15 protein-coding genes are annotated in these 13,041 nt (G+C 63.7%); 3 read left to right on the top strand and 12 right to left on the bottom strand.

Annotation, left to right across the window (positions count from 1 at the left end; all coding sequences use genetic code 11):
• The 9 genes from V5279_RS04620 to urtA form a co-directional block, all read right to left on the bottom strand.
• Nucleotides 1-555 (bottom strand): HD domain-containing protein, encoded by a 555-nt coding sequence (locus tag V5279_RS04620; RefSeq protein ID WP_338695459.1) that lies wholly within the window; start codon nucleotides 553-555, stop codon nucleotides 1-3.
• Nucleotides 556-702: 147 nt separating this feature from the next.
• Nucleotides 703-1,008 carry an urease subunit beta gene (locus tag V5279_RS04615; RefSeq protein WP_029077741.1) on the bottom strand — a complete coding sequence of 102 codons (306 nt, stop codon included), beginning with the start codon at nucleotides 1,006-1,008 and terminating at the stop codon, nucleotides 703-705.
• A 110-nt stretch (nucleotides 1,009-1,118) separates the two neighbouring features.
• On the bottom strand, nucleotides 1,119-1,421 hold the full coding sequence (locus V5279_RS04610; RefSeq protein ID WP_166302064.1) for an urease subunit gamma: 303 nt from the start codon (nucleotides 1,419-1,421) through the stop codon (nucleotides 1,119-1,121).
• A gap of 28 nt (nucleotides 1,422-1,449) precedes the next feature.
• Nucleotides 1,450-2,286: an urease accessory protein UreD gene (locus tag V5279_RS04605; protein ID WP_338695457.1), complete on the bottom strand. Its 837-nt coding sequence runs from the start codon at nucleotides 2,284-2,286 to the stop codon at nucleotides 1,450-1,452.
• A gap of 50 nt (nucleotides 2,287-2,336) precedes the next feature.
• On the bottom strand, nucleotides 2,337-3,032 hold the full coding sequence (gene urtE, locus V5279_RS04600) for an urea ABC transporter ATP-binding subunit UrtE (RefSeq protein WP_029077744.1): 696 nt from the start codon (nucleotides 3,030-3,032) through the stop codon (nucleotides 2,337-2,339).
• Between the two features lie 4 nt (nucleotides 3,033-3,036).
• Nucleotides 3,037-3,798: an urea ABC transporter ATP-binding protein UrtD gene (gene urtD, locus V5279_RS04595; protein WP_050405363.1), complete on the bottom strand. Its 762-nt coding sequence runs from the start codon at nucleotides 3,796-3,798 to the stop codon at nucleotides 3,037-3,039.
• Between the two features lie 4 nt (nucleotides 3,799-3,802).
• Entirely contained in the window at nucleotides 3,803-4,972 is a 1,170-nt protein-coding gene (urtC, locus tag V5279_RS04590; RefSeq protein ID WP_166302055.1) for an urea ABC transporter permease subunit UrtC, read from the bottom strand.
• Nucleotides 4,969-6,564, bottom strand: a complete 1,596-nt coding sequence (gene urtB / locus V5279_RS04585) for an urea ABC transporter permease subunit UrtB (protein WP_414645997.1) — start codon at nucleotides 6,562-6,564, stop codon at nucleotides 4,969-4,971. The genes urtC and urtB overlap by 4 nt, the downstream gene beginning before the upstream one ends.
• A 195-nt stretch (nucleotides 6,565-6,759) precedes the next feature.
• Complete coding sequence (gene urtA / locus V5279_RS04580) at nucleotides 6,760-8,088, bottom strand: urea ABC transporter substrate-binding protein (protein WP_338695446.1); 1,329 nt, start codon at nucleotides 8,086-8,088, stop codon at nucleotides 6,760-6,762.
• A 531-nt stretch (nucleotides 8,089-8,619) separates the two neighbouring features.
• Here urtA and V5279_RS04575 point away from each other — a divergent pair.
• The 3 genes from V5279_RS04575 (at nucleotide 8,620) to V5279_RS04565 (ending at nucleotide 10,838) form a co-directional block, all read left to right on the top strand.
• Nucleotides 8,620-10,041 carry a DEAD/DEAH box helicase gene (locus V5279_RS04575; protein WP_338695444.1) on the top strand — a complete coding sequence of 474 codons (1,422 nt, stop codon included), beginning with the start codon at nucleotides 8,620-8,622 and terminating at the stop codon, nucleotides 10,039-10,041.
• A gap of 24 nt (nucleotides 10,042-10,065) precedes the next feature.
• The gene (gene infA, locus V5279_RS04570) at nucleotides 10,066-10,359 is read left to right on the top strand and encodes a translation initiation factor IF-1 (protein ID WP_016842649.1); all 294 of its coding nucleotides are present in this window, start codon (nucleotides 10,066-10,068) and stop codon (nucleotides 10,357-10,359) included.
• A 266-nt stretch (nucleotides 10,360-10,625) separates the two neighbouring features.
• A complete protein-coding gene (locus tag V5279_RS04565; protein WP_016842648.1) occupies nucleotides 10,626-10,838 on the top strand; it encodes a cold-shock protein in 213 nt (70 codons plus the stop codon).
• 180 nt (nucleotides 10,839-11,018) lie between these two features.
• Here the strand turns inward: V5279_RS04565 and V5279_RS04560 are convergent, their stop codons facing one another.
• From V5279_RS04560 to V5279_RS04550, 3 genes are all read right to left on the bottom strand, one after another.
• A complete protein-coding gene (locus V5279_RS04560) occupies nucleotides 11,019-11,666 on the bottom strand; it encodes a TadE/TadG family type IV pilus assembly protein (protein ID WP_338695428.1) in 648 nt (215 codons plus the stop codon).
• Nucleotides 11,657-12,217 carry a TadE/TadG family type IV pilus assembly protein gene (locus V5279_RS04555; RefSeq protein WP_166302046.1) on the bottom strand — a complete coding sequence of 187 codons (561 nt, stop codon included), beginning with the start codon at nucleotides 12,215-12,217 and terminating at the stop codon, nucleotides 11,657-11,659. Before V5279_RS04555 ends, V5279_RS04560 begins: the two co-directional genes overlap by 10 nt.
• A gap of 172 nt (nucleotides 12,218-12,389) precedes the next feature.
• Nucleotides 12,390-12,896: a pilus assembly protein N-terminal domain-containing protein gene (locus V5279_RS04550; RefSeq protein WP_166302043.1), complete on the bottom strand. Its 507-nt coding sequence runs from the start codon at nucleotides 12,894-12,896 to the stop codon at nucleotides 12,390-12,392.
• Nucleotides 12,897-13,041 lie beyond the last annotated feature (145 nt).

Below are 13,041 nucleotides of genomic sequence, written 5' to 3'. Positions count from 1 at the left end.
TCAGCCCCCAGTTTCAGCCAGCGCAGCCTTGGCGCGCGCAATGGTGTCGTCGAAAATACGGTCGAGCCGCGAATTGATCCCCCGGCAACCGGCAACAACCTTGCCGGCCCAGGCCGCATAATCGGCCAGATCGTCGCGCTCGTCCTTGCTTGGATGCGGCACGATCCGGGCGCCGATATTGCTGACCTTGTCGGCGGTCTTGATCAGCTTCGCATCAGGCGACTTATGCGGAGCATCATCGATCTGCCTTTGCCGACGCACGGCCTTGGGCAGACTCATGTCGTCGGTGCATTCGACCACCAGCGAGGCAACACGCTCGCTGAATTTTTGCGCGAGCTCCTCGCGCGTGGTCTCGGTATCCTCGATGGTGTCGTGCAGCCAGCCGGCCGCCACCAGCTCGGCATCGGCGCCATCGGTCACTTGCGCCAGCAGGTTCGCGACCTCGGCGAGATGATTGATGTAAGGCTCGCTCCCCCGCCCCTTGCGCGCCATCCCGTTATGACGGCGCGCGGCAAGCTCGGCAGCCTCGGAGACCATGCGGAGCGCCGGAAGCATGCGGCTACAGTGCTCCCCTTTGTTCACACTCACAATCAGAGCAGAGCCGAAGAATGACGTCTGTCAGCGCCCGGGGCTTACCCCTCTCCCCAACCCTCCCCCGCAAGGGGGGAGGGAGCCCAACCAGGGTGCTCACCTCACATTGAATCACAGCTTCCCCTTCACCTCGGCGCGGAAGCCGTAGATCACGCGCTTGCCGGCGAGTGCGACGAGCTTGATGTCGCGGGTCTGGCCGGGCTCGAAGCGGACGGCGGTGCCGGCGGCGATGTCGAGGCGCATGCCGCGGGCTTTCTTGCGGTCGAATTTCAGCGCCGGGTTGGTCTCGAAGAAATGGTAGTGCGAGCCGACCTGGATCGGACGGTCGCCGGTGTTGGCGACCGACAGCGTCACGGTCTTGCGGCCGGCATTGAGCTCGATCTCGCCGTCCTTGATGAAGAGTTCGCCGGGGATCATGTCCTTCTCCTCGTCATTCCGGGGCATGCGAAGCATGAACCCGGAATCTCCTTAAACAATCTCTGGATTCCGGGTTCGGCCTTCCGGCCGCCCCGGAATGACGCTCGTGACTATCGGATCGGCTCGTGCACGGTGACGAGCTTGGTGCCGTCGGGGAATGTCGCCTCGACCTGGATGTCGTGGATCATCTCGGGGATGCCGGCCATCACCTGATCGCGGGTCAGGACCTTGGCGCCGGCCTGCATCAAATCGGCGACGGTGCGGCCGTCGCGTGCGCCCTCGACGATGAAATCGGTGATCAGCGCGATCGCCTCGGGGTGGTTCAGCTTGACGCCGCGCTCCAGCCTGCGGCGCGCCACCATGGCCGCCATCGAAACCAAGAGCTTGTCCTTTTCGCGGGGAGACAAATTCATGCGAGCACTCTGATCGTTCTGATGAGGTCTAGTTGAGCCACAGCCGCGGCAGCGGGACCATGGAGGCGCGGCCGAGCACCGTCATCATATCGGCGCGCAGCCGGGCCGCATCTTGGGCACAGAAGCGTGCCATTGCAAAGCCATTCCAGGCGGAGATACCGACTTCGCCGCCGAAGCTGTCCGACGCCTCGCGGATGCGCTCGATCAAAGCCTCGTCGCCCGGCACGATCAGCGCCGTGCCGATTGCGCAGCCCCCACCAGCGATCGCGGGCCGTGCGAGCTTCTGGCCGATCTCGCCGTCGAGCCGGATCGTCTCAGCAAACACCAGCCGGCCGCCGCGCCGCATCCGCCAGCGGTCGACGAATTCGCCATGGCGCATGGTCTCGCCCATCGCAGCACGGCCGAACACCACGCTCTCGGAGAGCAGGAGCGAAGCGCCTTCCGCAAGATCGATGTCGAAGCTCCTGACAATACGTGCGCGGTCGAACAGGATTGTCTCCTGCGGCAGCCAGGAGAGATGCGCACCGTCCGCGACCTTCAGCGCAATATCGAGTCGAGCCGGCGCTGCCGGCGCACGATAGACCTTTTCCGCCGCTGCCGTAGTTAGCGTCAGGCGGGTGCCCTCGCCGGCTGCGATCGCGATGTCGAAGCGGTCGCCGCCCGCAATGCCGCCGGCGGTGTTGACGAACATGGCCGAGAGGCCGTCGTCCTCCGGCGATGGAAAGCGGACGCGCAGCGAGCCTGACTCATGCAGGTCGCCGCGGCGGGTGGCGCCATCCTTGCGGTGCACGCCGAACCTGACAGCACCCTGGGCGCGGTTGGCCGCAAACGTCGCCGCTGCCGCGCCTCCGATCCCGGTCCGCATTCCCCCGATGCTCCCTCACGCACGCCGCGCGAGGCGGCGTCATAGCTGGTTCACAGCGCCATCTGGCGGCTGATCTCGGCGGGATCGAGGTTCGCGCGGTCGCAGGCATATTTCACCGCACCCCGGTCCATCACGGCAAAACTGTCGCCGAGTTCGCAGGCAAAGTCGAGATATTGTTCGACCAGCACGATTGCGATGTTGCCGAGGTTGCGCAGATAGGAAATGGCGCGGCCGATGTCCTTGATGATCGAGGGCTGGATGCCTTCGGTCGGCTCGTCGAGCAGCAGCAGCTTTGGCCGCATCACCAGCGCGCGGCCGATCGCGAGCTGCTGCTGCTGGCCGCCGGAGAGGTCGCCACCGCGGCGGCCCAGCATGGTCTGCAGCACCGGAAACAGCGAGAACACGTCATCGGGGATGTTGCGGTCTTCGCGCTTCAGCGGGCCGAAGCCGGTCTTGAGGTTTTCTTCCACCGTCAGCAACGGAAAGATCTCGCGGCCCTGCGGCACGAAGCCGATGCCGCGCCGCGCTCGCTCGTAGGGCTTCAGCGCGGTGATGTCCTTGCCGTCGAAATTGATCGCGCCGGAGGCGATCGGGTATTGCCCGACCATGGCGCGCAGCAGCGAGGTCTTGCCGACGCCGTTGCGGCCGAGCACACAGGTGACCTTGCCGGGCTCTGCGGTCAGCGACACGCCGCGCAAGGCCTGCGCCGCGCCGTAATAGAGGTTGATGTTGTCGATCTTCAGCATCGCGCTAGCGCCCCAGATACACTTCGACCACCCGCTCATTCGACGACACCTGGTCGATCGAACCTTCGGCGAGCACCGTGCCTTCGTGCAGGCAGGTCACCTTGACGCCGAGCTCGCGCACGAAGGTCATGTCGTGCTCGACCACCATGATGGTGTGGTTCTTGTTGATCTCCTTCAGAAGCTCCGCAGTCAGATGGGTCTCGACATCGGTCATGCCGGCGACCGGCTCGTCGACCAGCAGCACCTTGGGGTCCTGCGCCAAGAGCATGCCGATCTCGAGCCACTGCTTCTGGCCGTGCGACAGGCTGCCGGCGAGGCGGTTGCGCGCATCGGTCAGGCGAATGGTCTCGAGCACCTTGTCGATGCGCTCGGACTCGGCCTTGCTGCCGCGCCAGAACAGCGTGCCGCGCACGGAATGATCGACATTGAGCGCGAGCAGCAGATTGTCCTGCACGGTCTGGCTCTCGAACACCGTCGGTTTCTGGAACTTGCGGCCGATGCCGAGCTCGGCGATCCGGGTCTCGTCGAGCCGGGTCAGGTCGACGGTGCCGTCGAACAGCACCGTGCCCTCGTCCGGCTTGGTCTTGCCGGTGATGATGTCCATCATCGTGGTCTTGCCGGCGCCGTTCGGGCCGATGATGGCGCGCATCTCACCGGGCGCGAGCGTCAGCGACAGATTGTTGATGGCGTGAAAACCGTCGAACGAGACGTGCACGCCGTCGAGATAGAGCATGGCCGAAGTGGCGCGGGTATCCATGACGTTCATCTGCCTACTCCGCCGGGTTCGGTGCGCCGACGCCGTCTTCGCGCGCGGCGCTTTCCCGGTCGGCCGCAAGGGCCGCGCTACGCCGCGTCTCCCACCAGCTGTTGAAGGTGCCGACGATGCCCTTGGGCAATAGCAGCGTGACCAGGATGAACAGCGCGCCCAGCATGAACAGCCAGTACGGCGCGAGCGGCCCCGATGTGAAGACCGTCTTGGCGTAATTGACGACGACGGCGCCGAGCGCCGCTCCGATCAGCGTGCCGCGGCCGCCGACCGCGACCCAGATCACCGCCTCGATCGAATTGCCGGGGGCGAATTCGCTCGGATTGATGATGCCGACCTGCGGCACGTAGAGCGCGCCGGCGACGCCGGCCATGCAGGCCGACAGCGTGAACACGAACAGCTTGTAGGATTCGACGCGATAGCCGAGGAATCGGGTCCGGCTTTCGGCGTCGCGCACCGCGATCAGGACCTTGCCGAGCTTCGAGGTGACGATCGCGCGGCAGATCAGGAAAGCGATGATCAGCGCAAGGCAGCTCAGCAGGAACAGCGTGGCACGGGTCCCTTCGGCCTGCACGTTGAAGCCGAGGATGTCCTTGAAGTCGGTCAGGCCGTTGTTGCCGCCGAAGCCGAAATCATTGCGGAAGAATGCCAGAAGCAGCGCATAGGTCATCGCCTGCGTGATGATCGAGAGATAGACGCCGGTGACGCGCGAGCGGAAGGCGAGCCAGCCGAAGCAGAAGGCGAGCAGGCCCGGCACCAAAAGCACCATCAGCGCGGCAAATGCGAATTTGTCGAAGCCGTACCAGTACCAGGGCAGCTTGTCCCAGTTCAGGAACACCATGAAGTCGGGCAGAACAGGATTGCCGTAAACGCCGCGGCTGCCGATCTGGCGCATCAGATACATTCCCATGGCGTAGCCGCCGAGCGCGAAGAACGCACCGTGACCGAGCGAGAGGATGCCGCAATAGCCCCAGATCAGGTCGATCGAGAGCGCTAGGATGGCGTAGCAGACATATTTGCCCCACAGCGCCACCAGATAGGTCGGCACCTGGAACATCGAGCCCTGCGGCAAAAGCAGGTTCGACAGCGGGATCAGCACCCCGACCGCGGCAACGAGCAGGACGAACGCGGTCGCGGCGCGGTCGAGCGAACGGGTGAGGATGTGCGGCGTCATGCTTCCACCGCCCGACCCTTGAGCGCGAACAGGCCGCGCGGCCGCTTCTGGATGAACAGGATGATCAGCACCAGGATCGCGATCTTGCCGAGCACCGCACCCGCCACCGGCTCCAGGAACTTGTTGGCGATGCCGAGCGTGAAGGCGCCGACCAGCGTGCCCCAGAGATTGCCGACGCCGCCGAACACCACGACCATGAAACTGTCGATGATGTAGCTCTGGCCGAGATTCGGGCTGACATTGTCGATCTGCGAAAGCGCCACGCCGGCAATGCCGGCGATCCCCGAGCCAAGGCCGAAGGTCAATGCGTCGACGCGCGAGGTGGCGATTCCCATCGAGGCCGCCATGCGGCGGTTCTGCGTCACCGCGCGCATCTCGAGGCCGAGCGCGGTGTAGCGCAGCATCGCGAGCAGGATGGCGAACACCGCGAGCGTGAAGCAGAGGATCCAGAGCCGATTATAGGTGATGGTGATCTGACCGAGCTCGAAGGCGCCGCTCATCCAGGAGGGATTGCCGACCTCGCGGTTGGTCGGGCCGAACGCGGTGCGCACCGCCTGCTGCAGCACCAGCGACAGGCCCCAGGTCGCGAGCAAAGTTTCCAGCGGACGGCCGTAGAGGAAGCGGATGATCGTGCGCTCGATCAAAACACCGATCATACCGGCGACCAGGAAGGCGAGCGGCACCGCGATCAGCAGCGAATAGTCGAACAGCGCGGGATAACGGGTCCGGATCACCTCCTGCACCACGAAGGTGGTGTAGGCCCCGAGCATCACCATCTCGCCATGCGCCATGTTGATGACGCCCATCACGCCGAAGGTGATGGCAAGCCCGATCGCGGCGAGCAGCAGCACCGAGCCGAGCGACAGGCCGTACCAGGCATTCTGCACCATCGACCACATCGCGAGATTGCTCTGGATCGAGGTGACCGCGGTTGCCGCCGCCTGGGCGACCAGCGGCGGCTGGTCGCCGAGCCCGGTGAGCAGCGCCAGCGCCTCCTGGTCGCCGCGCGCCTTGACCACGGCGACGGCGTCGAGCTTGTCGCTGTCGGACGCATCCGACTTGAACAGGATGATGGCGGCGCGCGCCTCGGCGAAAGCCTGCTTGATCGACTTGACGCTCTCCTTGGCGAGCGCGCCCTCCACCGTCGGCAGCAGGTTCTCCTCGTGGCTCTTGAACACCGACTGCGCAGCCGCGAGCCGCTTGGCCGGATCCGGCGACAACAGCGTCAGGCCGCCGAGCGCGGCCTCCACGGTGCGGCGCAGGCGGTTGTTGAGGCGAACGGCGGCGGCGTTGTCGGGCAGCTTGTCGACGGCAGCGCCGGTGGCGGCGTCGATGATCTTGCCGTCGGTCTGCGTGATGAAGACCTTCTTGCTGTCCGGATCGGCCGACAGCCGGCCGTCCTGCAGCGCGCTGATGATGGGCGAGGCCAGCGCATTGCCCGATGCGGCAACCCCGCCGATCGCCTCCTCGGTGTCGGAGAACTCGTCATTGGCGAATTTGGCGACCGAATCCTCGAACGGGCCGGCCAGCGCCGGAATGGCGAAACAGCTCAGCAGCAGGATCGAGAGAAGCAGCGCACGAAAGCGATCAATACAATTGGCGAACACGTCAGTACCCCGGCAGGAGTGTGAGGAGAAGGCGGCGAGCTGTGCCGCCTTCTCCAGGTTCTTGGATGGTTGTGTTGTGTCGTTGTTGAGGTCAGGACTTTTGATTGAGCGTGATCTTTTCGGAAAACCGCTTCGCACTTTGCGCTAACGCGGCCCTCCGGGTCCGGATCAAGCTCTCCATCAGGAGCCCTGGCCGCCGCACTTGTTGGTCTTGGTGTTGTAATTGCCGCACTTCTTGCCGACCCAATCGCCGATCAGGTCCTTGGAGCCCTCGAGCTCCTTCGACCAGGCGTCGCCGGCCACCAGGCCCGGGGTCTTCCACACCACGTCGAACTGGCCGTTGGCCTTGATCTCGCCGATGAACACCGGCTTGGTGATGTGATGGTTCGGCAGCATCTTCGAGGTGCCGCCGGTCAGGTTCTTGGCTTCGATGCCGGGCAGCGCGTCGATCACCTTGTCGGGATCGGTCGACTTCACCTTCTCGACCGCCTTGACCCACATGTCGAAGCCGATCACGTGCGCTTCCATCGGATCGTTGGTCACGCGCTTCGGATTCTTGGTGTAGGCCTGCCACGCCTTGATGAACTTCTCGTTCTCGGGCGTCTTGATCGACTCGAAGTAGTTCCAGGCGGCGAGATGGCCGAGCAGCGGCTTGGTATCGATGCCGGCGAGTTCTTCTTCACCGACCGAGAACGCGACCACCGGAATGTCGGTCGCCTTGATGCCCTGGTTACCGAGCTCCTTGTAGAAGGGGACGTTGGCGTCGCCGTTGATGGTGGAGACCACGGCGGTCTTCTTGCCGGCCGAGCCGAATTTCTTGATGTCGGCCACGATCGTCTGCCAGTCGGAATGACCGAACGGCGTGTAGTTGATCATGATGTCTTCCGGGGCGACGCCCTTCGACTTCAGATAGGCTTCCAGGATCTTGTTGGTGGTGCGCGGATAGACGTAGTCGGTGCCGGCCAGCACCCAGCGCTTCACCTTCTCGTCCTTCATCAGATAGTCGACGGCGGGGATCGCCTGCTGGTTCGGCGCGGCACCCGTGTAGAACACGTTGCGCTCGGATTCCTCGCCCTCATACTGCACCGGGTAGAACAGGATATTGTTCAGCTCCTTGAACACCGGGAGCACGGACTTGCGCGACACCGAGGTCCAGCAGCCGAACACGACCGCAACCTTGTCCTTGGTGATCAGCTCGCGCGCCTTCTCCGCAAACAGCGGCCAGTTCGATGCGGGATCGACCACGACGGCCTCGAGCTTCTTGCCAAGCACGCCGCCCTTCTTGTTCTGCTCGTCGATCAGGAAAAGGATGGTGTCCTTCAGCGTGGTTTCGCTGATGGCCATGGTGCCGGAAAGCGAATGGAGGACGCCAACCTTGATGGTGTCGTCGGCCGCTTGCGCGGGCGCGAACGGCGAGGACGCAGCCAGGCCCAAAACCAGGCCGGCCGTCGCCGCGAGCGCGCGGCGGCGGGTCATCGTCGTTATTTTGTGAGTAAGCTGAGTAAGCATGAAATGTCGTCTCCCTGACGCAGGCGTGAACGCTTGCGAAACGGCCGCTTGGCCGCCTGCGGTTAAGGGAATCGCAAGAACTGTGCCACGGTGCGCGGGCACCTTAAGCCAATGAACCGGCTGGATAATTTTGTGAGTTCCGGGCAAATACGGAAATCGATTGCTCAATCATTGGGCCGTCATCTTGACTGCCGAAAGTGCAATCAGATTATTTTGTGGGCAAATTTGTCGTTTTGGCTAAAATTCCGGCGCCGATTTGTGACAGTTTGCGCGAGCGATCGGCGAACTTCGGGCACCGATCCGGCAATCTCACCTTGAAACCGCCCTGTTCCTGGTCCATATCCTCTCCATGCCCGCGAAATCGCGGTGCCTTCGCGAGCTGCGTGTACAAGCCGCCCCAAGCGGCTTCTGGCTCGCCTTTCAGCTAACCCAGCTTGACGCCCCAGACACGCGGGTGTCCCGAACGCCTTCAAGCGATTCCGGCCGATATTGGACCGGGACGACGACGGCTTTTATGGAAAGAACCACCTTTTGACCTCCTTTCAGGATTTCGGCCTCGCCGAACCCATCGCCCGCGCGCTTCGTGAAGAGAACTATCTCACACCGACCCCCATCCAGGCCCAGACCATCCCACTCGCACTTGCCGGCCGCGACGTCGTCGGCATCGCCCAGACCGGCACCGGCAAGACCGCATCCTTCGCGCTGCCGATCCTCCACCGGCTGCTCGAGAACCGCATCCGTCCGCAGCCCAAGAGCTGCCGCGTGCTGGTGCTCTCGCCCACCCGCGAGCTGTCCGGGCAGATCCTCGACAGCTTCAATGCCTATGGCCGCCACCTCCGGCTGTCCTCGGCGCTCGCCATCGGCGGCGTCCCGATGGGCCGCCAGGTCCGCAGCGTGATGCAGGGCGTCGAGGTGATGGTCGCCACCCCCGGCCGCCTGCTCGATCTCGTGCAGAGCAACGGACTGAAGCTCAACCAGGTCGAGTTCCTGGTGCTCGATGAAGCCGACCGCATGCTCGACATGGGCTTCATCAACGACATCCGGAAGATCGTCGCCAAGCTGCCGATCCGGCGGCAGACGCTGTTCTTCTCGGCCACCATGCCCAAGGACATCGCCGAACTCGCCGAAGCGATGCTGCGCGACCCCGCCCGCGTGGCGGTGACGCCGGTGGCCTCGACGGTCGACCGGATCGCCCAGCGCGTGATCCAGGTCGATTTCGCGGCCAAGCCGGCGATTCTCGCCCAGTTGCTGAAGCAGGAACCGGTCAATCGCGCCCTGATCTTCACCCGCACCAAGCATGGCGCGGACAAGGTGGTGAAAGGCCTGGAGCGAGCCGGCATCAGCGCCAATGCCATCCACGGTAACAAGTCGCAGAACCACCGCGAGCGTACGCTGGCGGCGTTCCGCACCGGCGAAATCCGTACACTGGTGGCGACCGATATCGCCGCCCGCGGCATCGACGTCGACGGCATCAGCCATGTCGTGAATTTCGACCTGCCCAACATCCCGGAGACCTATGTCCACCGCATCGGCCGCACCGCGCGCGCCGGGGCCGACGGGGTCGCGATCTCGCTGATCGCGGGTGCCGAAGAGATGGGCTATTTGCGTGACATCGAACGGCTGATCCGCGTCACGCTGCCGCGGGAAGACCGTCGCACGCCGGGCAGCAACCGCGAAACCGCACCGGCTCAGGCGCCCCACCCGCACCGGGGTGGCCGTTCTGCGCCACGCGCGCATAATGTCCGTGGGAAGAATGAGACGGCTCCAAGTGGAAAAGGGCCTCGCCGCCGCCGCCGTCCAGGTGGTAATAATGGCGCGCCGCAGACGAGCCGGAGCGAGTCGCCGCGTCCGTCGCAGGCCGGCAACAGCGAAGGCATCCAGGGCGTCGCCTTCTTGCATCGCGAGAGCCGGCCGAATCCGCAACCCAACCGCAACAACCGACCGAAGCACTAGCCGTCGCTCGATCTGGAGAACCATATGGCTAAGGAAGAGCTGATCCAGTTCGAAGGACTGGTGACCGAAATCCTCCCCGACGCTCGTTACCGGGTACAACTCGATGCCGGACACGAGATCGTCGCCTACACCGCCGGCAAGATGAAGAAAAACCGCATCAAGACGCTGGCCGGCGACCGCGTTACGATCGAAATGTCGCCCTACGATCTCGAAAAGGGCCGCCTGATTTTCCGCCACAAGGACGAGCGTCCGAGCGGCGCGCCCGGCGGCCCGCCACGAGGCGGAGCGCAGCGCGGCGGCCAGTTCCGCCGCCGATAAACAAGGTTGCAACTGCTGCGCGCATGACATCCTGATGTCCTGCGCAGCAATTGGCCGGCGCCTGCGCCGGCCAAAAAATCGCGCACGTCAGGATTGTTTTGAAGCCTTCTATCGAATAATATCCTACCCATCGATTTTCGGCCGGACGACATTAGCCAATACCGGTACAGCCGGTTCAGACGCTGACGACCCTTCCAAAAATTCGATCTCACCACCCCGCCGATCAGCGGGTCTTGAACTTGTATATCTGAGAAGGGACTACCCACGTGAGCATGGGAACCGTGAAGTGGTTTAACGCGACCAAGGGCTACGGCTTCATCCAGCCGGATGAAGGCGGGAACGACGTGTTCGTGCACATCAGTGCAGTCGAGCGCGCCGGCCTTGGCACTCTGCGTGAAGGCCAGAAGATCTCCTACGAGATCGTGGCTGACCGCCGTTCCGGCAAATCCTCGGCCGACAATCTGCGCGCCGCCGGATAAGCCGATTTCCCGGAAGCGCGAAGCTCCAGGAAATTGTCGTCAAAGCATCAAGGGCCGCACCTCCGGGTACGGCCCTTTTTGTATGGATCGCGGGCCCGCAGCCCACTTCGCTCGAAAACGCTTCTAGACTTTGACGCGTTTTCTTCACGCGAACCGGTGCCCACTTCGCTCGAAAACGCTCTAGTAAGTCGTGCAGGCGTTCGACGCGGTGGCCGACGTCGAGGAATAGTTCACGCACAGCGACTGCCGCGGCCTGGTATAGGCGACGTCGCTGAGATTGATGCCGCTCTTGGCCATCACGTAGCCGATCGTCGGAACGTATTTGTAGCTGACTTCACTGAAGATCAGATAGGTGCCCGCAATGAGCAGCGACGCCGGGACCAGGCTCGTCACCACATCACCCTGACTGCGCGCGGAGGCCGTCACCGTGGCTTGCGTGGCACCGCTGGCGATCGTTCCCGCCTTGCTCCACTGGATCCGCGCGATATTGGAGTTGTCGACGTAGATTTCCGACAATGTGATTTTGGTCGGCGACGGATCGTACGGCGTCATGATGCCGACGGCGGCGCTGAAGAAGTTCTGCAGGTCGGTGTCGACCACCGCCGTTGCCTGTGAGGTCAGATCCGACGCGGCGCGCGCCATCAGCGTGACCTTGCGGTCGACCGCGACGCCGGATGAGAACTCGACGGTGCCGAAGAACATCACCAGCATCAGCGGCACGATGAAGGCGAACTCGACGGCGGCGAGGCCACGGCGGTCATGGCCGAGGGCGGCGACGGAACGCAGCAATGCCGCAGCTAAGGTTTTCACGACTTTGCTCATGAGCATGTGGCTCCGGAGGTGCCGGAGGGCTCGTTCTTGAACGTCGCGGTCGCGGTCAACAGCCGCTTGCCGTTGGAGAGGTTGGCGACGTTGAAGCCGAGCTTGGTGACGAACAGCGGCCACTGATAGTACAGCCGGACAACCACGACGTCGCCGTCCTTGCCGGGACACCATTTCGTGGCCGGAATGAACGCATTGCTGGAGTCGATCGGCGGCGTGATGTTGACGCTGCTGAACGAGGAATAACTGCGCACGTCGACAAATATGCCGTTGGTGCAATCGAACAGCGCGCTGACCCGGCCGCAGACGTAGTCCTTGAACTGCTGCTGGGTGTAGCTCAGGCCCTGGGCCTGACCGGTCATGACGAAGCGGGCCGAATCCTGCGTCACCGTCTCGAGCACCTGGCTGGCAAGGAAGATCATTGCCACTTCGATGATCGCGAACAGCAATCCGAAAAACAGCGGTGCGACCATCGCGAATTCGACCGCGGTCACGCCACGGCGATTTCGGCGAAAGCGGCGGAGCAGGCCTGCGAAGGAACGAGCGGGCAGCGGCATCAACGACCCCGGATCAACATGGCAGCAACAACTACCCCAAGACTCATTGTTGAAGTGTTTCGCCGGATCGAGACAGAGTGCCCCGATCCGTTAGGTCTTGCTTAACCATGTCGAACGAACGGCACCCGATCGGCCAGGGCCCCGGCGTGAGTGGCGCCGGAGCGGACACGTGCTAGTTCTGCGGTTTCGCTCCCGCGCCCGGGCCGGAGGCCTGGGTGTTGAGCGTACCGGCCTGGTCCATGGTCGACTTGAAATAGACGTCGCCGTCGCCGAGCGTGATGCGGCGCTGACAGACCGGCATGCAGCTGTAGGTCTCGCGATCGACGCCGCGATAGACGGTGACGAGCTGATCGGTCGGGCCTTCGACCTGGATCTGGCGATCCACCAGCACCTGACCGGTGCGGTCGAGCGCGATGAAATTGGTTGCGCCGTAGCCCTTGCCGGTCACGACGACAACACCGCCATTCTGCAGGGTGACATCGGCAATCAGGGGATTGCCGACCACGATCGTGGCAATGCCTCCGGGCAGCTTGACGAGCTTGGCCTGATCGACATTGACCGCGATCCGGTCGGGATCGGGCGCAGCCGTTGCGAACGCGGGCGACAGCAGCACGGCTGCGGCCAGCGAGATGAATCCAATGCGCGTGACGGCGCGAATACGATGGGACTGAAACGACATATTGTACCCCGGGACGTTAACAGGCCGGCAAAAGCGATACGCAGCGGACCGGCGCCCGACGCAGGCGAATCTGACGGCAATTCATTTAAGAAGCGCAAATATCGAGCGCCGAATTGCGCGGATGTCACGACTTCCGGAGCGGATC

Origin of the sequence: Bradyrhizobium sp. 26S5 (genome assembly GCF_036923295.1) — a bacterium.
Classification (GTDB): domain Bacteria; phylum Pseudomonadota; class Alphaproteobacteria; order Rhizobiales; family Xanthobacteraceae; genus Bradyrhizobium; species Bradyrhizobium septentrionale.
This window is presented reverse-complemented; position numbering and strand designations above follow the sequence as displayed.